Annotated in this window: 18 protein-coding genes and 1 tRNA gene; 16 read left to right on the top strand and 3 right to left on the bottom strand. The window is 40.0% G+C overall.

The features are described from left to right. Positions 1 to 27 precede the first annotated feature (27 nt). On the top strand, positions 28 to 411 hold the full coding sequence (locus tag MN204_RS16560) for a S1 domain-containing RNA-binding protein (RefSeq protein ID WP_249872203.1): 384 nt from the start codon (positions 28 to 30) through the stop codon (positions 409 to 411). 526 nt (positions 412 to 937) lie between these two features. On the opposite strand, the gene MN204_RS16555 is transcribed toward MN204_RS16560, so the two are convergent. The 3 genes from MN204_RS16555 to MN204_RS16545 all read right to left on the bottom strand — a co-directional run bounded on the left by MN204_RS16555 (position 938) and on the right by MN204_RS16545 (position 3121). Next, a tRNA-Met gene (locus MN204_RS16555) sits at positions 938 to 1011 on the bottom strand. A 128-nt stretch (positions 1012 to 1139) separates the two neighbouring features. Continuing rightward, positions 1140 to 2678: a DHA2 family efflux MFS transporter permease subunit gene (locus MN204_RS16550; protein ID WP_306798747.1), complete on the bottom strand. Its 1539-nt coding sequence runs from the start codon at positions 2676 to 2678 to the stop codon at positions 1140 to 1142. Continuing rightward, the gene (locus tag MN204_RS16545) at positions 2675 to 3121 is read right to left on the bottom strand and encodes a MarR family winged helix-turn-helix transcriptional regulator (protein WP_249872202.1); all 447 of its coding nucleotides are present in this window, start codon (positions 3119 to 3121) and stop codon (positions 2675 to 2677) included. The genes MN204_RS16550 and MN204_RS16545 overlap by 4 nt, the downstream gene beginning before the upstream one ends. 529 nt (positions 3122 to 3650) lie before the next feature. Here MN204_RS16545 and spoIIE point away from each other — a divergent pair. From spoIIE to lysS, 15 genes are all read left to right on the top strand, one after another. After that, complete coding sequence (spoIIE, locus tag MN204_RS16540) at positions 3651 to 6104, top strand: stage II sporulation protein E (protein ID WP_249872201.1); 2454 nt, start codon at positions 3651 to 3653, stop codon at positions 6102 to 6104. A gap of 213 nt (positions 6105 to 6317) precedes the next feature. Further along, positions 6318 to 7058, top strand: a complete 741-nt coding sequence (locus MN204_RS16535) for a VWA domain-containing protein (protein ID WP_249872200.1) — start codon at positions 6318 to 6320, stop codon at positions 7056 to 7058. Beyond that, positions 7021 to 7959, top strand: coding sequence for a serine/threonine protein kinase PrkT (gene prkT / locus MN204_RS16530; protein WP_249872199.1), 939 nt, complete (start codon positions 7021 to 7023; stop codon positions 7957 to 7959). Before MN204_RS16535 ends, prkT begins: the two co-directional genes overlap by 38 nt. A 54-nt stretch (positions 7960 to 8013) precedes the next feature. Continuing rightward, positions 8014 to 9411, top strand: a complete 1398-nt coding sequence (gene tilS / locus MN204_RS16525) for a tRNA lysidine(34) synthetase TilS (RefSeq protein ID WP_249872198.1) — start codon at positions 8014 to 8016, stop codon at positions 9409 to 9411. Between the two features lie 26 nt (positions 9412 to 9437). Continuing rightward, positions 9438 to 9980, top strand: a complete 543-nt coding sequence (gene hpt / locus MN204_RS16520; protein WP_249872307.1) for a hypoxanthine phosphoribosyltransferase — start codon at positions 9438 to 9440, stop codon at positions 9978 to 9980. A gap of 161 nt (positions 9981 to 10141) precedes the next feature. Next, a complete protein-coding gene (ftsH, locus tag MN204_RS16515) occupies positions 10142 to 12154 on the top strand; it encodes an ATP-dependent zinc metalloprotease FtsH (protein ID WP_249872197.1) in 2013 nt (670 codons plus the stop codon). A 338-nt stretch (positions 12155 to 12492) separates the two neighbouring features. Next, positions 12493 to 13269, top strand: a complete 777-nt coding sequence (locus MN204_RS16510) for a type III pantothenate kinase (RefSeq protein WP_249872196.1) — start codon at positions 12493 to 12495, stop codon at positions 13267 to 13269. A gap of 17 nt (positions 13270 to 13286) precedes the next feature. Next, the gene (hslO, locus tag MN204_RS16505; RefSeq protein WP_249872195.1) at positions 13287 to 14156 is read left to right on the top strand and encodes an Hsp33 family molecular chaperone HslO; all 870 of its coding nucleotides are present in this window, start codon (positions 13287 to 13289) and stop codon (positions 14154 to 14156) included. Positions 14157 to 14174: 18 nt separating this feature from the next. After that, positions 14175 to 15077 (top strand): foldase protein PrsA, encoded by a 903-nt coding sequence (locus tag MN204_RS16500; protein ID WP_249872194.1) that lies wholly within the window; start codon positions 14175 to 14177, stop codon positions 15075 to 15077. A gap of 119 nt (positions 15078 to 15196) precedes the next feature. Beyond that, entirely contained in the window at positions 15197 to 16126 is a 930-nt protein-coding gene (gene cysK / locus MN204_RS16495) for a cysteine synthase A (protein WP_249872193.1), read from the top strand. A gap of 106 nt (positions 16127 to 16232) precedes the next feature. Next, a complete protein-coding gene (folP, locus tag MN204_RS16490; RefSeq protein WP_249872192.1) occupies positions 16233 to 17063 on the top strand; it encodes a dihydropteroate synthase in 831 nt (276 codons plus the stop codon). Continuing rightward, positions 17056 to 17421 (top strand): dihydroneopterin aldolase, encoded by a 366-nt coding sequence (folB, locus tag MN204_RS16485; protein WP_249872191.1) that lies wholly within the window; start codon positions 17056 to 17058, stop codon positions 17419 to 17421. Before folP ends, folB begins: the two co-directional genes overlap by 8 nt. After that, positions 17418 to 17909: a 2-amino-4-hydroxy-6-hydroxymethyldihydropteridine diphosphokinase gene (gene folK / locus MN204_RS16480; RefSeq protein ID WP_249872190.1), complete on the top strand. Its 492-nt coding sequence runs from the start codon at positions 17418 to 17420 to the stop codon at positions 17907 to 17909. Before folB ends, folK begins: the two co-directional genes overlap by 4 nt. Then, positions 17900 to 18127, top strand: a complete 228-nt coding sequence (locus MN204_RS16475) for a helix-turn-helix domain-containing protein (protein ID WP_249872189.1) — start codon at positions 17900 to 17902, stop codon at positions 18125 to 18127. The genes folK and MN204_RS16475 overlap by 10 nt, the downstream gene beginning before the upstream one ends. A 458-nt stretch (positions 18128 to 18585) precedes the next feature. Then, a complete protein-coding gene (lysS, locus tag MN204_RS16470) occupies positions 18586 to 20067 on the top strand; it encodes a lysine--tRNA ligase (protein ID WP_249872188.1) in 1482 nt (493 codons plus the stop codon). Positions 20068 to 20623: the final 556 nt, after the last annotated feature.

Raw genomic sequence — 20623 nt, 5'->3', positions numbered from 1 at the left:
AATCTTTTAAGGAGGAGCAATTTTTTTATGTCAATCGAAGTAGGCAGCAAGCTGCAAGGTAAGGTAACCGGGATAACTAATTTTGGAGCATTCGTGGAGCTGGAGGCAGGTAAAACTGGTCTGGTCCATATTAGTGAGGTTGCTGATAACTATGTCAAAGACATTAACGAACACTTAAGTGTTGGTGACGAGGTAACGGTAAAAGTCATTAATGTCGAAAAGGACGGTAAAATTGGTTTATCCATAAAAAAAGCAAAGGATAAGCCAGTCCGTCAAAAGAGTCCTAAGGAACGGACAGAGAATTTCGAATCAAAAATGAATCGTTTTCTCAAAGATTCAGAGGATCGTTTAGCCTCTTTGAAAAAGCACACGGAATCCAAACGCGGGGGCCGGGGCGCCAGAAGAGGATAGCAGTTGCTGTCTATGGACAATGCTCTAAAATATGATATAAAGCAGGCACAGACCGAAAAAGTGTACTGCTTTTTTGTTTTCTAAAAGATTGAAACTGCAGTAACATGTCCTATCAAAAAAATGTTATTTTTACCCTGTATACTGGACAAAACTGCTATCTATGTTAGATCTATAGCGCTGGTTATGGAAGAATGTTTCCTGAGCAACCGCAGACCGTATACACTTCGCTTTCCTGCAATTGTAAAGCTGAGATGAGTTTTTATCGCTATTAGGAATACAGTTAATTCTTCAGTAAGCCTAAAATAGCTCTGGGAAATATACGGAGACTCCTACGGGAAGAGAGGCATCGGTGAGACACTGAAATGCGTAAGCATGAAGGGGCTCACCAGCCGCCCGTGGAAAGCGCAGTGTATTTCCCAGAGCGGTCGCCAAAGCTACTTATTTCGTATCATAGTTTATAGTAAGCCTTTTTACGAAAAAATACCCATTCAACATCATTAAATGTTAAATGGGTATTTCTATTTGATAGCGGCGGAGGGGATCGAACCCACGACCTCACGGGTATGAACCGTACGCTCTCGCCAGCTGAGCTACACCGCCAAAATAAGTCAACAAAATTTATAATACATTAGTGTTGGAAATGTGTCAATAGATTATCCATAAATTTATTCCAAACAGCCAATTATTTCAATGGATTGCTGCCCTAGTGACGAGCAGCATTTGGTATCCTATCTAGAAGGTGTGGCATTTACTTTCCGGGTCTTACGCATATTCGCAGTATCTTTACTTGCCATCTGCTGATTATACTCCTCATCCTCTTCAACTGGATCGGTTTGCTTAATAAAGAAAGAGAGAATAAATCCTAAAATTGCAAATGCAGTTGCGACCAAAAAGGAGTCATTAATCCCTTGTATCGTTGCCAGATTTTCAACGGTTATTAACTGCTGTTCAGTAGCTGTTCCAGATGGCATATTATTAGCCATATGTTTCACTGTCTGGCTACTCATAATGGTTACGAGAAAGGCAGTTCCAATGGATCCTGACATTTGACGCAATGTATTCGCCATCGCTGTCCCGTGAGAATACAATCTTCTTGGCAACTGGTTTAACCCTGCTGTCATAATAGGCATCATAATCATTGAGATACCAACCATTCGCATACTATAGGCAAACATCATAAAATAATATCCAGTTTCATCGGATAGATTGGCAAACAGCAATGTTGTAGCTGCAGTAATGCCAAGTCCAACCAGAGCTATTGGACGTGCTCCAATTCGGTCAAATAATTTACCGGTGATTGGAGACATAAACGCAGATATGAGAGCTCCTGGCAATAGTAGTAAACCTGACTCAAGAGGTGAAAACCCACGGATGTTCTGCAAGTAGATTGGAATGAGAATCATCGCAGCGAACATCGACATCGTCACAACGACACTAATGATCGTCGTTAATGAAAACATATTATATTTAAACACTCTGAATTCAAGCATCGGGGTTTTTAATCGCAGTTGTCGGGTTACAAAAAGTACCATAACAATAGCTCCAATTACAAGAGGTATAAGAACCAATGGACTGTTCCATCCTTTTTCGCCAGCACTGCTGAAGCCATAAAGTAATCCTCCAAATGCAAAGGTTGATAGAATAATTGATTTGTAATCCACTTTTGGATTAGACAGCCTCGTTACATTCCTTAAAAGGAAGTAAGCAAGAATGATATCAATAATGACAATGGGCAAAACGATAAAAAACAAAACCCTCCAGGAAAAATTTTGTACAATAATTCCCGATAGGGTAGGTCCGATAGCGGGAGCGAACATCATGGCCAGTCCGATATAGCCCATCGCTGAACCGCGCTTATTAAGAGGGAACAGACTTAATATGACATTCATTAATAAGGGCATCATTATTCCCGCACCAGCTGCCTGGACGACCCTTCCAGCAAGAAGTGCCATAAATGAAAAAGATATTCCACAGATTAAGGTTCCTATAGCAAAGAGTGACATTGCGGTAAGGAATAGATGTCTAGTTGAAAATCTCTCCATTAAAAAAGCGGTAATCGGAATTAATATACCGTTTACCAGCATGAAGATCGTGGTTAAAGATTGAGCTGCGTTCGCCGACATTTCCATGTCAACAATCATCACTGGCAACGCGACGTTCAATAGTGTCTGGTTTAGAATAGCCACAAATGCCCCCAGCACCATAACGAATATTATTGGTCCTTTTGGAACTTCTGACGCATCTACAAAAGCTGTTCTATCTTTCAATTCTGTTCATCTCCATTTACATTGATCTTTTCTTTAACCAATTGGTGAAGCTCTAGCAATTTTTCTGTATCTTCATCGCTTATATCATTCAGATCTTTTAACCGCTTTTGAAATAATTGGTTGCCTTCGATTTCTTTCTTTTTCCCCAGCACCGTCAGATTAAGTACAATTGATCTCCTATCTGTTAAAGATTGTTCCCTCTCGATATAGGAAGCCTTTACTAAACGATCTACGGTGCTGCTGACGGTACTCTTGCTAATGTTCATTTTCCCGGTAAGTTCCTGGAGACTCAGATTAGGCTCCTGGGATAGCAGTTTAAGTATTTGCAGTTGTACAACTGTAACACCCATTTCATTTGCATGATGCCACATCTGTTTGTAAAAAAAATTATTAACCTCACGAAATGAGTAAATTATTTTTGTTATTTTTTCATGTTTATCCATATCGCAACTCCTTCGAAAACAGAAAAGTTCACACACGAACAATTTGTCTATGAACTACTATAAGTGAAACGGTAGTGAAATGCAAGTGTAATATTGGTAGAATATTCTCAATTATTAGTTCGATTCATGAATCGTTTCGGCATAACATTGATAAATTCGTCAAAAAGTGCTTTGAAACAAGGGATTACTTATGAAGCACTCGTATCATGCTTTTAATTGTACATGGATGTGAACTAAGCTTTTATGTGCACATGTAGAACGAAAGCAGTCGCGGTAAAGATTATAACAACCAAGTTTTTAATAAAGAAGATACAGCAGCTCATGGACGTTCCAAGCGCTAAGACCATGCGCTTTCCGTTGCCTTGCAATGTAATAGTTTTCAATTAGTCACTCCACTTTTATACGCTTTGTTGAATTCTGCTTCTTATATAGAAAGTCGTCGAACGAATTATTGTATTAGCTATGTCATTTTGACAAAAAAAGAAGGAATTATATGATTTACTAGTTTGAAAGATAGGAGTGATTAAAAATGATAGGTTCAATTCCAAGGGTGGAGTCACGAGGGTTTGGCGTCAAGAAAACGGAGAAGATGAAAAAAGTACGTACTGGGATCTATATGAAAATGAAATTAATTCTGCTGGAAAACGGCTGGCTCTTTTATATTGCAGGATTTTTACTCGGACGAGCTGTTATTTTATCTGCTGTATCCCCGTTTGCAGTGGCTTTTATTGCAACCATGTGGTACGTCCATAGGGGAAAAAGCTTTAAAGCAATGCTGGCTGTGTTGGCTGGGGCATTGAGCTACTCTGTAACGCATTCTATTTTTATTGGTTTGTCGATGTTAGTATTTATTCTACTTGCTGCCTTATTTAAGAAAATGAAAAATCAGCAAATTATATTGCCACTGGTTGTGTTTACTGCAACCTCACTTCCAAGGATGTTCTTATACTCCGTTCGAGATGCGATTACCCCTTATGAATGGCTGTTGCTTGTTGTTGAAGGGGTGCTTGGGACTGTCCTAGTATTAATATTTATGCAAAGTATTCCTCTATTATCACCAAAAAGATATAAACCTGCATTAAAGAATGAGGAAATCGTCTGTATGATTATTCTCATTGCCTCTGTATTAACTGGTATGATTGGCTGGGAATTTTACGGTGCATCAGCCGAACAAGTATTTTCACGTTATTTTGTTTTGCTATTTGCTTTTATTGGTGGCGCTGCCATTGGCTCTACGGTGGGGGTAGTTGCTGGATTGATATTATCTCTTGCGAATGTCGCAAATCTTTACCAAATGAGTCTGCTTGCATTTTCCGGCTTGCTTGGAGGTCTGCTGAAGGAAGGCAAGAAGCCAGGGACAGCTGTGGGACTGCTTGTAGGTACTTTTTTAATAGGAATTTATGGAAATGCCGTTACATTAGTACCTTCTCTTATTGAATCTTCCATTGCAATTTTGTTATTTCTCTTAACACCAGCATCCTGGTTCAGCAGGATATCGAGATATATACCAGGTACGGAAGAATATACCTATGAGCAGGAACAGTATCTTCAAAAGGTCCGAAATGTCACGGCGAGAAGGGTGGAACAGTTTTCGGGAGTTTTTCAGGCTTTATCAAAGAGCTTTGCAGTCTCTGATTCCCTACCGACAGACGAACAGGAAGCAAGGAGGGAAACGGATTTTTTTCTGAGTCAGATTACAGAGAAGACGTGCCAAAATTGTTTTATGAAGGATCGTTGCTGGCAAAAGGAATTTGATCAAACCTATGCCTTGATGGAGGAGATGAAAGAAGATATTACGGATGGGGTCGAACCAAACAGGAAAGTGATGAAAGACTTTGAAAACCATTGTGTGAAATCAAGAAAAGTTGTGGAAGCGATGAAAGAGGAGATGACCTTTTATGAAGCCAATCGCAAATTAAGACAGCAAGTAATGGAAAGTAAACGTTTAGTTGCGGATCAATTGCAAGGAGTGTCCGAAGTAATGGATGACTTTGCAAAGGAAATTCTAAAGGAACGACAACATCACGAAATACAGGAAAGTCAGATTATGGAAGCCTTAAAACATATGGGAATCGAATTGGAAAAGCTCGATATTTATCAACTGGAAAAAGGCAATGTGGATATTGAAATGACCGCAACCTTTTATGACTACCGCGGGGAAGGTGCGAAATTAATCGCTCCGGTTCTTTCTGATATTTTGAATGAAATGATTATTGTTAAACAGGAGGAGATTTCACCATTTCCAAATGGATACAGCTACTTAGCGTTTGGTTCGGCGAAAGAATTCATGATTAAAACGGGGGCTGCGAGTGCTGCAAAAGGAGGAGGTTTGGTTTCTGGGGATAGTTTTACGACAATTGAACTTGGAGCGGGTAAGTTTGCGATGGCAATCAGTGATGGGATGGGCAATGGTAAAAGAGCAAAGGAGGAGAGTGTAGAAACACTTCGTTTATTACAGCAAATACTACAGACAGGAATTCCAGAGAAAGTAGCTATTAAGTCTATCAATTCTATATTGTCCCTTCGCACCACCGATGAGATGTTTGCGACTCTAGATCTTGCAGTAATTGATTTGCATGATGCATCTGTCCAGTTCTTAAAAATAGGATCCACACCAAGCTTCATCAAAAGGGGAAATAGAATGATGAAAATTGAAGCAAGTAATTTGCCAATGGGAATTATTCAGGAGTTTGATGTGGAGATTGTAAGTGAAAGCCTGAGTTCTGATGACTTACTCATTATGATGAGCGATGGGATTTTTGAAGGGCCCAAGCATGTGGAAAATATTGACCTTTGGTTAAAGAGGAAAATAAGGGAAATGGCAACAGAGGATCCACAGGAAGTGGCAGATCTGCTGCTTGAGGAAGTGATACGTACAAGGTCAGGGGAAATAAAGGATGATATGACCGTTCTTGTGGCGAAAATAGCTAAGAATACCCCGGAGTGGGCAGCGGTACCTGTCTATGGTAATAAGGCACTGTAAAAGCTGAGAGGACGTCCGTCTGACCGGGTCAAGCCCGCTATACCTTTCGATGTCTAGTTTCGCGAGGGCTAGCGACTACGGTCATAGTCAATAGACACTTCGATCACCAACAACCAGGTGATCTGCGCTGGTCAAACCCACTGTACCTTTCGATGTATATTCCATATCGTTTTTGGTGATGATGGTATTGGAATAAACAGGGAGGTTGGGGCTTTGAAAAATGGGACATTGAAACAGATTTTATTGCTTACGGATGGTTGTTCGAATAAAGGTGAAGATCCATCTGCTACTGCAGCTCTTGCTTATCAGCAAGGAATAACGGTGAATGTCATCGGCATATTGGATGATGATGAGACGGAAAGTCCGGATGGATTACAGGAAGTAGAAGATATTGCCTTATCTGGTGGTGGAGTCAGCCAAATCGTTTACAGTGAGACGTTATCCCAAACTGTTCAAATGGTGACCAGACAAGCTATGACTCAGACATTGCAAGGATTTGTAAATAAAGAACTAAGACAGATTCTTGGTTCAGACCAAAGTCTTGAAGATCTGGATCCGCAGAAGCGAGGAGAGATAATGGAGGTTGTTGAGGACCTTGGGGAGACTAGCGACTTGGAAGTTCTTGTTCTGGTAGATACGAGTGCAAGTATGCACAGTAAGCTTCCGACAGTCAAAGAAGCACTCATTGACCTATCCATCAGTCTTAACGCACGGATAGGAAGAAATCGATTTTGTATATACAGTTTCCCTGGAAAACGCAAGGATATTCAGAAAGTATTTGATTGGTCACCGAAGCTGGATGCAATTTCAACCGTTTTTCCTAAATTGACCAGTGGGGGAATTACACCTACCGGACCTGCGATTCGGGAGGCAATGTATCAATTTGGTAAAAAAAGTCTATTAAGGAGCTTCAGGCATGAAGATGAATCCGGCATGGAAGAAGCAGGTTACTGAACTCAGACCAGGAACCCGTATACAGGGGAAATGGCATCATAACAGATATATCATTCAGAAAAAGCTGGGTACAGGAGCAATTGGAGCTGTTTATCTATGCGAATACGAAGGAAAGCCTGCTGCGCTCAAAATTAGTGAAAAAGGAACGTCAATGACAGTTGAAGTCAACGTTTTAAAGTCATTGGAAAAGGTCCAAGGAAATCGTCTTGGGCCTTCTTTACTTGATGTAGATGATTGGGTAACTCCTGCCGGAAACATTTATTCATTTTATGTGATGGAATATCTTCACGGTGATACATTGGGACATTTTATTAGAACCAACGGGAAAGACTGGTTAGGTGTTTTGATGGTTCAATTGCTTGAAGACCTGGAAAGATTACATCAGACTGGCTGGGTTTTCGGTGATTTAAAATCAGAGAACTTGATTGTAATATCCTCTCCACCAAAAATACGCTGGGTGGATGTAGGCGGCACTACTCGGATTGGAAGGGCGATTAAGGAATATACGGAGTTTTATGATCGCGGGTATTGGGGAATAGGTACTAGACGAGCAGAACCAAGTTATGACCTTTTTGCATTTGTCATGGTATTTTTAAATATATATTATCCAAATCGGTTTGTTAAAAACGGAGAACAATCCGAGAAGCTGCTTTTCAAAAAAATTGATCATGTCAAAGATCTATACCCATACAGAAACATATTAAAAAAGGCAGTTAAAGGAAGCTACCAGTCAAGTGCAGATATGAAAAAAGAACTTATTGCTGCTATAAAGGAAGCAAAAAAGCGACAATCCTATCATAAGAAAAAAGCGAAAATGTTTTCAAATCAGCTTTTGAAGGAACCGGGAAGCATCGGATTCCTAGCACTGCTTTTTTACCTTTTATCACTGCTTTTTCAGTGATTGTTATGATAGGATAGAGGTATTAACCGAAATCCGTGTTGGAGTTGGCAATCGATGAAACAGGAAGTCCTTACATTCATAAAAAAACATCAATTACTTAGAAAGAATACAACCGTTCTTGTAGGAGTCTCCGGTGGACCGGATTCGATGGCTTTATTGCATTTTCTACGTTCATTAAAAAATGAATGGAAATTAAAGGTTGTTGCACTCTCTGTTGACCATCAACTGAGGGGGGACGACTCGCTTGCCGATTTACAATATGTCGAAAAAACATGTAAAGAATGGGGCATTGGTTTTGTTGGGGTTTCTTTGGATGTATCCTCCTATAAGAAAAAGCATGGAATCAGTACTGAACTGGCAGGTCGGGAACTTCGCTATCAATTTTTTGGGGAACAGATGGAACTTTTCCAGGCAGATTATTTGGCGCTCGGCCACCACGGGGACGATCAAGTGGAAACGATGTTTATGAAAATGTCCCGTACCGCATCCTCCAGTTCCTTTCAGGGGATACCTGTACAAAGGAAATTTTTCACAGGCTATATTATTCGCCCATTTCTCTGTATAACCAAGGAGGTGCTGGAGGAATACTGTAAAGAAAACCAAATTGATGCTAGGATTGACTCGACTAATTTTGAAACTGATTATACAAGGAATTTTTTCCGGAACAAAATAATTCCTTTAATTAAAGAAAAAAACAGCAACATACATAGTATCGTTCAACATCTAAGTGAAACACTTTCTGAAGATGAACAATTTCTCAGAGAAGAAGCTGGAAAAATGGTTGATGAACTTATCGATTTTGATGGTGAAAATGGTAACGTGTCCTTTCATGCCGATTTGTTTAAAAACCGCGACCAAGCTTTACAAAGACGTGCCTATCATCTAATATTAAACTATCTTTACAAGGACTTGCCAAAGGACTTATCCTATGCGCATGAAGAACAGTTCTTTGCATTATTGCAGCGCAAAAATGGAAATGTTCGCCTTGATTTTCCATCTGATTTAAAATTGGAAAATTCCTATGGATTCATAACGTTTTACTTCTGTGAACATCACAAGGCCCCAAACCTTTCTTATCACTATAGGTTGGATATTCCAGGCATATGTGTGTTGCCGGACGGTTCTACAATTACAGCAGGTTTCGTTGAAGAAAATACCGAACAGGATAATTTTTCCTGCATCTTCTCTACTGAACAGGTTAAATTACCGTTACATATCAGAACGAGAAAACCAGGAGATCGAATGAGTTGGAAGGGACTAAATGGAAGCAAAAAGCTGAAAGATATATTTATAGATGCTAAAATACCTTTAAGTGCAAGGGGAAGTTGGCCTGTCGTTACCGATGATCAAGGAGAGATACTTTGGCTCATCGGATTGAAAAAAGGTCAGTTGACATCACAGCGGCTAAAGGGAGCGACCATTCAATTATACTTTGAAAAAGGGAAACTTTAGGAGGACTTCAGATGCTTCAGGATAACATGCATGGTGAAATCGACCATATTTTAGTTACAGAAGAAGAAATTAAATTAAAATGCCAGGAAATCGGACAACAGCTTTCACGCGAATATGATGGTAAATTCCCGCTTGCAATTGGTGTGTTGAAAGGTGCTATGCCGTTTATGTCCGATGTGCTTCGCTACACGGAAATCCATCTTGAAATGGATTTCATGGATGTTTCAAGCTATGGCAGTGGAACAACTTCTTCAGGAGAAGTGAAAATCGTCAAGGATCTTAACACCAAAGTTGAAGGACGCGATCTGATTATCGTTGAAGATATCATTGACAGTGGACTGACACTAAGTTATCTGGTTGATTTGTTTAAGTATCGTAAGGCGAAATCAATCAAGATTGTAACATTGCTTGATAAACCATCTGGGCGAACTGCTGCCATTAAAGCAGATTTGATTGGTTTTCAAGTGCCGGATGAATTTGTTGTTGGTTATGGATTGGATTACGCAGAAAGATACCGTAATCTGCCGTACATCGGCGTACTGAAACCGGAAGTTTACAGTGGGGAATAGTCTCCGCAGATGTAATGGGATAAGGAGTATTTTTCTTCCTGGCAAGTAATCGGTAACAAGTGGAAAAATAAATCCTAGTTTTAAGTTAAATCAGTTGTATTTCAACTTTTTCGTATGATACGATGTACTATAGTTTTTCCCCGCTTGGGAGGAGGTTGGCAATGAGTCAAATATTTCGTAATGTCCTGTTTTGGATGCTCATTTTCTTTGTCATCATTGGCGTAATAGGAGTGTTCAATGGACAAGGTGAAGAAACAGAACAATATAATGTACAGCAATTTATGGATGCTTTAAATAATGGTGAAGTTGAAGAGCTGACATTCCAGCCTTCACACGGAATTATTCGCTTTACCGGCACATTGACAGATGGTGACACAACTTTTGTTGCTCAGGTTCCAGATAATACAGAAATTATTGCACAGATAACGGATACAGCAACGGAGCAAAGTATACTTAATGTTGCCGAAGAAGAGCAACCAAGTCCATGGCTTACTTTCCTGACCGGAATTGTCCCGTTTTTACTAATTGGACTTTTCTTCCTGTTCATTCTTAGTCAGGCGCAAGGTGGAGGCGGCGGAGGCCGTGTCATGAACTTTGGTAAAAGTAAAGCAAAAATGTATACGGAAGACAAGAAAAAAGTACGTTTCAAAGATGTGGCAGGTGCAGATGAAGAGAAACAGGAATTGGTTGAGGTTGTTGAATTCCTGAAAGACCCACGTAAATTCTCTGCAGTTGGTGCACGAATTCCTAAAGGGGTCCTGCTTGTAGGTCCTCCAGGTACAGGTAAGACATTACTTGCAAGAGCCGTCGCAGGTGAGGCTGGCACACCATTCTTCTCAATCAGTGGTTCAGACTTCGTTGAGATGTTTGTTGGTGTAGGTGCTTCCCGTGTCCGTGACTTGTTTGAAAATGCGAAGAAAAATGCACCGTGTATCATTTTCATTGATGAAATTGATGCGGTTGGACGTCAACGTGGTGCAGGTCTTGGTGGAGGTCACGATGAGCGTGAGCAAACCTTGAACCAATTGCTTGTTGAAATGGATGGTTTCGGTGCTAATGAAGGGATTATCATTATAGCTGCAACAAACCGTGCAGATATTCTTGACCCTGCATTACTTCGCCCAGGTCGTTTTGATAGACAAATCATGGTAGATCGTCCGGATGTTAAAGGCCGTGAAGCGGTATTACAGGTTCATTCCCGGAATAAACCACTGGACGATACAGTAGATCTTAAAACCATTGCAATGCGTACGCCAGGCTTCTCGGGTGCAGACCTGGAGAATCTGTTGAATGAAGCAGCTCTCATTGCTGCCAGGAATGATCGCAAGTCAGTTAACCAACTGGATATTGACGAAGCGATTGATCGTGTCATTGCAGGTCCTGCTAAGAAAAGCAGGGTAATATCGAAAAAAGAAAGAAATATCGTGGCGTATCATGAAAGTGGCCACACAATTATCGGTATGGTTCTTGACGATGCAGATATCGTGCATAAAGTTACCATTGTACCTCGTGGGCAAGCTGGAGGTTATGCAGTGATGCTCCCAAGAGAAGACCGTTACTTTATGACGAAGCCGGAACTTTTTGATAAAATAACTGGTTTGCTTGGTGGACGTGTAGCTGAAGAAATTATTTTTGGCGAAGTCAGTACAGGAGCATCCAATGACTTCCAACGTGCTACAAGTATTGCTCATAAAATGATTACCGAATATGGTATGAGTGATAAAATCGGTCCATTGCAATTCAGCAGTGGTGGCGGCGGAAATGTCTTTTTAGGCCGTGATATTCAAAATGAGCAAACATACAGTGATGCGATTGCTCATGATATTGATAAAGAAATGCAAAACTTTATCAATTACTGCTATGAGCGAGCTAAGAAAATCCTTACTGAACATAAAGATAAGCTTGAGCTCGTGGCACAGACACTTCTGGAAGTGGAAACACTGGACGCAAAACAGATTAAGTCCTTGTTTGAAGATGGTAAGCTTCCGGACCCAGTAGTAGATGCTACGAACACGAACTCAGAAGACGTAAAAGTAAATATAAATTCTAAAGAAGAAGAAACAGAATCGTTATCTTATGAAGAAGCTAAAGAAAAAACAGAATCGGAAAATAAGAAATATATTAATGATCCGATTATGAACGATAAAGATTCGGAAGCAGATAAAAAAGATTAATGATTTAAAAGCAGCCACGGGAAAGTGGCTGCTTTTGTGTTTGCGCAATAGTTTCTCCATATGTGCAAGTAATAAAAAGATAAGATTACATTGATAACAGCAGCTAATCGACATACAGATATATCGGATCCAGTGAAAGTCATCTACCCCCACGAGGTCCCGAATTAGAAACTCCCTGTATCAAAAAAACGCATGGAATTTTCTTGCTTGAGCTTGTCGGATATGATCAAGGGGCTTCCGCTTTTGCTCTACTTTTATAGCCTTAAAGCTAGCATTTCTAATGACTTCTAAAGTATGTTATATTAAAAAATAGAAATGATAGGAAGGTATGGTGACGCATGTTATTTGTACTTGATGTAGGGAATACAAATACGGTTCTTGGGGTATTTGAAAAAGATAAATTAAAGTATGAGTGGCGAATAAAAACAGACCGTTATAAAACAGAAGATGAATTCGGTATGCTGATTAAATCTCTTTTCGATCATAGAGGTGTTGCTTTTTCAGATATACATGGAGTCATCATATCTTCGGTCGTACCGCCAATCATGTTTGCACTTGAGAAAATGAGCAGAGATTATTTTGAAATTGACCCAATGGTTATTGGAAAGGAAGATTTTCAGACATACTTGAAAATGAACTATCCGAATCCAAAGGAAGTAGGGGCAGATCGCATTGTTAATGCTGCCGGAGCTATTACGGAATATGGCTCACCTTTGATTATCATCGATTTTGGGACAGCTACAACCTACTGCTACATTAACGAGGAAGCAGCGTACTCTGGGGGGATCATCACTCCAGGAATTAATATTTCGATGGAAGCCTTGTACAGTAAGGCATCAAAGCTGCCAAAGATTGAAATTCAAGCACCTGAGAAGATTGTCGGAACTTCGACTGTAGAAGCAATGACATCTGGGGTTTTTTATGGCTTTATTGGACAAGTTGATGGTCTGGTTAACCGAATAAAAGGAGAGAAAAATTCATCTCCAAAAGTGATTGCGACAGGTGGGCTTGCTAAATTGATAGCTCACGAATCAGCAACCATTGATCATGTGGACCCGTATCTAACTTTAAAAGGGCTATACTTAATATACAAGAAAATAACTCAACAACGATAAAAGGAGAGAACCTTAACATGAAAGACTATCTTGTGAAAGCAACAACATTTGATGGAAGCGTGCGTGCTTATGCAGTATCTTCCACCAATACGGTGGAAGAAGCACGACGAAGACAGGATACTTGGGCGACTGCCTCAGCCGCACTTGGAAGAACCATTACGATTACGGCTATGATGGGGGCAATGCTTAAGGGGGAGGACTCTAATACAATAAAAGTGCAAGGTAATGGGCCAATCGGTGCTATTATTGCGGATGGAAATGCAAAGGGGCATGTACGTGGATATGTGAACAATCCCCATGTCGATTTTGAATTGAATGAAAAAGGGAAATTGGATGTTGCCCGTGCTGTTGGGACAGAGGGAAGTCTGAGTGTCATTAAAGACTTAGGATTGAAAGAATACTTTACAGGTGAAGTTCCAATCGTTTCCGGAGAAATCAGTGAAGATTTCACATACTATTTCGCTACGTCTGAACAGGTACCTTCAGCAGTAGGTGCGGGAGTATTGGTAAACCCAGATCATACAATTCTGGCTGCAGGCGGATTCATCATTCAAGTAATGCCTGGAGCGGGCGAAGAGATTATTACAAGGCTTGAGGAACAAATTCAGTCGTTCCCTGCAATCTCAACCCTGGTTAGCGAAGGCAAAAGCCCTGAGCAGATTTTACAACGATTATTTGTAGATGAAGAAGTAAAAATCCTTGAGTCTATGCCAATTGAGTTCCGATGCAAATGTTCAAAGGATCGCTTGGCGAATGCTATAATTGGACTAGGAAACGAAGAAATTCAAAGCATGATTGATCAAGATCATGGTGCTGAAGCCAACTGCCACTTCTGTAATGAAACCTATCACTTTACTGAACAAGAACTGGAAGAACTGATGCAGTAGGAAAGGAAGTTGACAATCATGTCGAAAAAATTATTACTTGGTATTATTGTTGTGCTTCTTGTCACCAATATTGCCTCCCTACTGTTTTGGAATCAGGAAGAGAAAGTTGTCATAAGTGAAAATGAGAATGCTGAAATAAATAGCAGAGAACCTGTTGCATCAATTGCTGGTGAGGAAATATCCTATCAGGATTGGATGGAAGGGCTAAGAACTGCCCATGGCGAAAAACGGTTAAAGACAATGATTGACAGAAAAGTAGTCAATCATTTGGCAGAAGAAGAAAATATAGAAATTGATGAAAAAATTATTGAACGTGACATCGCCTTTCTATATACGATGCAAGGAGTTATGACGGAAGAAGAGTCAGCCGTTGAAGAGGCTAGATGGCGGGATGATATCATTTATCGCTATCAGCTGGAAGAACTACTGACAAGAGATACGTCCATTCCGGAAGAAGAATTGCAAAATTACTATAATCGTTATGGGGATCAGTATAATTTTTCGTCTTCCGTACAGCTGTCCCATATTCTTGTGAACAATTTTGAGACAGCAGAAAAGATTGTTGCTGAACTGGAAGAAGGAGCTTCTTTCCATTTGCTTGCAAGAGAATATTCCTTAGATGAGGAAACGAAAAATAATGGCGGTTATATGGGGTCTATCTACACATCAAGCCAGTTTTTGCCAAATAGTTATGAAACAATCGCTTTAGAAATGGAAGATCATTCCTATAGCGAACCTTTTCGGGCAGAGAATGGAGTAGCTGTAATTTATCTTCATAAAAAGCTACCGTCAATTGAATTTACATATGAAGAAATTAAACCTTATATGGAAAGTGAATTGGCATTGCAGGAGATTGGTCAAACATTAACTGCAGATCCGTTATGGGAACAAGTTGAAGTTGAGTGGATTTATGGAGAATAGCCAAATAAGTCAAAGGTTATATCCCTGCGAATTTTCAGATAAATAAGTTGACATCTTTTAAAATAAACCGTACATTATAATTAATCATATAAAATTACTATGAATTAGGAGGGGCTATCGTGAAAGTTGCTGATAATATTACTGGTTTAATTGGTGGAACTCCAATTGTTAAATTAAACAATCTTACAGATCCTGATAGTGCAGATGTATATGTAAAACTTGAATTTATGAATCCTGGAAGTTCTGTAAAAGACCGTATTGCGATATCCATGATTGAAGCTGCTGAAGAAGAAGGTGTCCTTAAGGAAGGTGACACCATTATTGAGCCGACAAGTGGTAACACTGGAATTGGACTTGCAATGGTTGCAGCTGCTAAAGGGTATAAATCTGTATTAGTTATGCCTGACACAATGAGTCAGGAACGCCGTAATCTATTACGCGCATATGGTGCGGAGCTGGTATTGACACCAGGAGCAGACGGAATGAAAGGTGCCATTGCAAAAGCAGAAGAACTAAAAAACGAGAATGGCTACTTCATGCCGCAACAATTCAGTAACCCAGCCAACCCTGAAATCCATGAGCTGACTACCGGTAAAGAAATTGTGGAACAAATGAGTGACGGCCTGGATGCGTTTGTATCTGGTATCGGAACTGGTGGTACAATCACTGGAGCAGGCAAGGTGTTAAAAGAGAAATTTGAAGGTATTAAGATTTATGCGGTAGAGCCCGCAGCATCACCTGTATTGTCAGGCGGCTCACCTGGACCACATAAAATCCAAGGAATTGGTGCAGGTTTTAACCCAGATGTATTGAATAATGAAATCTATGATGAAGTGTTGACGATAGAAAATGATGAAGCTTTTGATACTTCGCGTAAAGTGGCTACAACAAATGGGATTCTTGGTGGAGTTTCAGCCGGTGCAGCAATAGCTGCTGCCCTAAAGGTTGCAAAACAACTCGGTAAAGGCAAAAAAGTTCTTGCAATCTTTCCGGATAATGGAGAAAGATATTTATCTACTCCTTTGTATCAATTTGAAGATAATCAGTAAAAGAAAGAAGGATTGGCATAATACAGATGCTGGTCCTTTTTTTCTGTGTGAAGATAGGTTAGGATAAACGTATATATCTATCAAGGAAAGTAGGTTTCGTATTTACATGATTTTAAAAACAACTAAAAAGACACTATATTTATCTGAAAGAACACATATTATGGGTATTTTAAATGTAACGCCGGATTCCTTTTCAGATGGTGGAAGTTATACAACCATTGAAAAAGCAGTGGAGCAGGCTGTTCTAATGGAGAGGCAAGGGGCTGATATTATTGATATCGGTGGAGAATCGACTCGTCCAGGTCATGACCCAGTTACGGCGGAAGAAGAGATTCATCGTGTTGTTCCGGTTATTCAAGCATTAAAGGAAGAAATTAATATTCCTATTTCGATTGATACGTACAAAGCAGCAACTGCCCAAAAAGCAGTGGAAGCAGGGGCGGATATAATCAATGATGTATGGGGAGCTAAAATGGAGCCGGAGATTGCCAATGTTGCCGCAGATTATGGGGTCCCGATTATTTTAATGCATAACCGGACAAATGAAGCTTACAAATCCATCATAGATGATATGAAAACAGATCTTGAAGAAAGCATTCAAATTGCCCTCAATGCGGGTGTACCAAAACATCACATTATTCTTGATCCAGGTTTAGGCTTTGCTAAATCTGCAACGGACAATCTTGTTGTTATGAATAACCTGGAGCAATTGGTAGGGATGGGTTACCCATTTCTATTAGCGACATCTCGAAAAAGGTTTATTGGCGGTGTACTCGATTTGCCGGCAGCTGAACGTGATAATGGTACTGGAGCTACGACAGCCCTAGGAATCATAAAAGGTGCGCATCTTGTTCGTGTTCATAACGTGAAATTAAATAAAGAGATAGCTCAAATGACAGACGCCATCCTTGCTGAGGGAGGTACGGAAGTTGGATAAGATATTACTGAATAACATGCAATTTTATGGATTCCATGGTTTACTACCCGAGGAAAATAAGCTAGGGCAGCGTTTTAATGTTGATGTAGAGCTTTACTTGGACTTGAAAAAAGCTGGCAATACAGATAATATGCATGATTCGGTTCATTACGGGCATGTTTACGATGTTGTAAAGGAAGTGGTGGAAGGAGAAGCGAAAAAGCTTATCGAGGCAGTTGCTGAGAGGATTGCTAACGAATTGCTTTCCTCTTTTGAGCTCCTGGAAGCATGCCGCGTGAAGGTTATTAAACCAGATCCGCCGATACCCGGACATTATCAGTCGGTTGCAGTTGAAATTTACAGGGAGAAAAGTATATGAATTTAGCTTTTTTGGCTCTAGGGACTAATATTGGAACGAGGCACGAGCATTTAAGGGAAGCTTTGCAATTATTAAAGAAGAATGATCATATTAACATCTTAAAGCAATCTTCCATTTACGAAACAGTACCGGTCGGTTATACGGATCAAGAAGATTTCCTGAATATGGTAATATTAGTAGAGACATCTTTGTCCTCCATGGAACTGCTGGAGTATTGCCAGTCGATCGAACTGCAATTGGGCCGCAAAAGAGAGATTCGCTTCGGTCCACGAACAATAGACCTTGACATTTTGACGTATAATCAAGAAAATAGTACAGTAGAACGATTGATAATACCGCACCCAAGGATGCATGAACGTGCGTTTGTGCTGATTCCGTTGCAGGAGATTGCGCCAGACTTTGTGCTGCCTGTTTGGAATAAAAGGATTGTGGAACTTATTAACGAGCTTCCTGATACAGACATAAAGGATGTAAGAAAATGGACATGAAACGGGTTGGAAGAAGAGTAAAGGCTTTTCGTAAGCTGAAGGGATTTACACAAATAGATTTTGCAAAGGAGCTGGACGTTCCCATCGCATTGATCGGTAATATAGAACGGGGCTCAAAGGTAGCTTCTGACGATTTAATTAATCAGATTGCTGAAAAACTATCCGTACCGAGAGAAGAGATTACTTTGGAAAACTCCGATAAACAGAAGACAGAATAAAATAGAAGATGTCTCAGATTATGGATAGTTCATTAATGTACATACAATATACGATAGAACAAGAAAGTAAATGTATGAAGGCTATGCAGACTAGGCTATAATTAAAATGGTAAAACAATCAGGTAACGATAATTGGTGACGTTGATTCACCGTTATGGAAACAGCGTCTGGATGAAACGGGAGTAGATGCGTTTATGATTGGCTGTGCTGCCCTTGGAGATTTAAACCCGGTCCATCACCAAGAGAAACTCGATGTATGCAAGCTTCATATGGATCGCCTAGTTCAAATTAAGGAAGAAAAAGCTGCGTTCATGAAATGCCAAAACATGACACTAATCTGCCGGTTTATTACTGGCGGGTTTTTCTGCTTTAACGAATAAGCACAATCAGGGGTATCCACGTGAAAGAATAAGTATTTTGCTATATACTTACTATTATTAATGACTGGAGTGATGAAAGTGTCAGAAGAACTAAATGAACAGATGCGCGTACGTCGTGACAAACTGAATGTTTATAGAGAAAAAGGACTTGATCCATTTGGTGGGAAGTACACAAGAACGCATTTGGCCGAAGAACTTATCGAAAAATATGATAACTATTCAAAAGAAGAACTAGAAGGAATGACAGATAAGGTTACTATCGCTGGCCGTATGATGACGAAGCGTGGTAAAGGGAAAGCCGGATTCGCCCACGTTCAGGATATGAGTGGACAGATTCAATTATATGCTCGTAAAGATGCAATTGGTGAGGATGCCTATGAAGTGTTTAAAACAACCGACTTAGGTGATATCGTTGGTATTACCGGAGTAATGTTCAAAACGAATGTAGGGGAGCTATCTGTTAAAGCCACAGAATTTGAGCTGCTTACAAAATCACTTCGTCCATTGCCAGAGAAATATCACGGACTTAAGGACATTGAGCAGCGTTATCGCCAACGCTACCTGGACCTTATTACGAATATGGAAAGTAGAGAAACCTTCGTATTGCGCAGTAAAATCATCCAATCGATGCGCGAATACCTAAATGGGCAAGGTTTTCTGGAAGTGGAAACACCGATGATGCACAGCATACCAGGTGGAGCATCTGCACGTCCATTTGTTACTCACCATAATGCACTGGATATCGAGCTATATATGCGGATTGCAATTGAACTGCATTTAAAACGTCTTATTGTCGGTGGTATGGAAAAAGTATACGAAATTGGCCGTGTATTCCGTAATGAAGGTGTATCGACCCGTCACAACCCGGAATTTACCATGATAGAACTATACGAAGCATATGCAGACTATCATGATATTATGGCACTCACAGAGAATGTGGTAGCTCATATAGCAAAAGATGTCATTGGTTCTACAAAAATAACATACGGAGATTATGAAATAGAACTGGAACCAGAATGGACAAGACTTCATATGGTAGATGCTGTAAAAGAGAAAACGGGTGTGGACTTCTGGCAGCATATGAACGATGAAGAAGCACGTGCCCTGGCTAAAGAGCACGGAGTAGAGATTAAAGATACGATGACTTTTGGCCATGTATTAAATGAGTTCTTTGAGCAAAAGGTAGAAGAAACCTTAATTCAGCCTACTTTTATTTATGGTCATCCAGTGGAAATCTCGCCACTTGCCAAGAAAAATAAAGAAGACGAGCGTTTCACCGATCGTTTTGAGTTATTTATAGTAGGAAGAGAACACGCGAATGCATTTAGTGAATTAAATGACCCAATTGATCAGCGTGAACGTTTTGAAGCACAAGTTAAGGAAAGAGATGCAGGAAACGACGAAGCACACTTTATGGATGATGACTTTCTGGAAGCATTGGAATACGGAATGCCCCCAACTGGAGGGCTTGGCATCGGTATAGACCGACTTGTTATGCTATTGACTAATTCACCTTCCATCCGTGATGTATTGCTTTTCCCTCAGATGCGTAATAAATAATGAAATAGAGCCGCTGCAGATTATTTCCGCAGCGGCTCTTATCGTACATAGGTTTATTATTTAATGGAAAAGGGTATTGCACAATACTTATCCATATTATTTATAGTCGGCTCACGCTTGAAATGTTTGTCACAAATGTCTTGTTAATTATCTGTATTCACATGTATGAATTGATGAAATAATAGAAATAATAATTTCCAGTAATTTCTTTGTAAATTTCTCTTGCTTTCATGTTACAAACGTGTTAAATTTATAAACGTTGTGTTAAGCCAATACAAAACAGGTTGAGTTGAAACATTTCAGCTAAAAAGAAATTTTGAAAAAGTGTTGACATAAACAAGACAACATGTTATATTAATAAAGTCGCCAATTTGAAAAGCGACTAACAAATTTGCTCTTTGAAAACTGAACAAAACAACCAATATGTCAAGAAAGAAAACGACGTTTTCTTTCGAAACAAGTAACAAATAGAAGCTAGTCTTCTGACTAAGCTAATTCAAACACTTTTATGGAGAGTTTGATCTTGGCTCAGGACGAACGCTGGCGGCGTGCCTAA

The sequence above is a fragment of the Oceanobacillus saliphilus genome (assembly GCF_023522835.1).
Lineage (GTDB): Bacteria > Bacillota > Bacilli > Bacillales > Amphibacillaceae > Oceanobacillus > Oceanobacillus saliphilus.
This window is presented reverse-complemented; position numbering and strand designations above follow the sequence as displayed.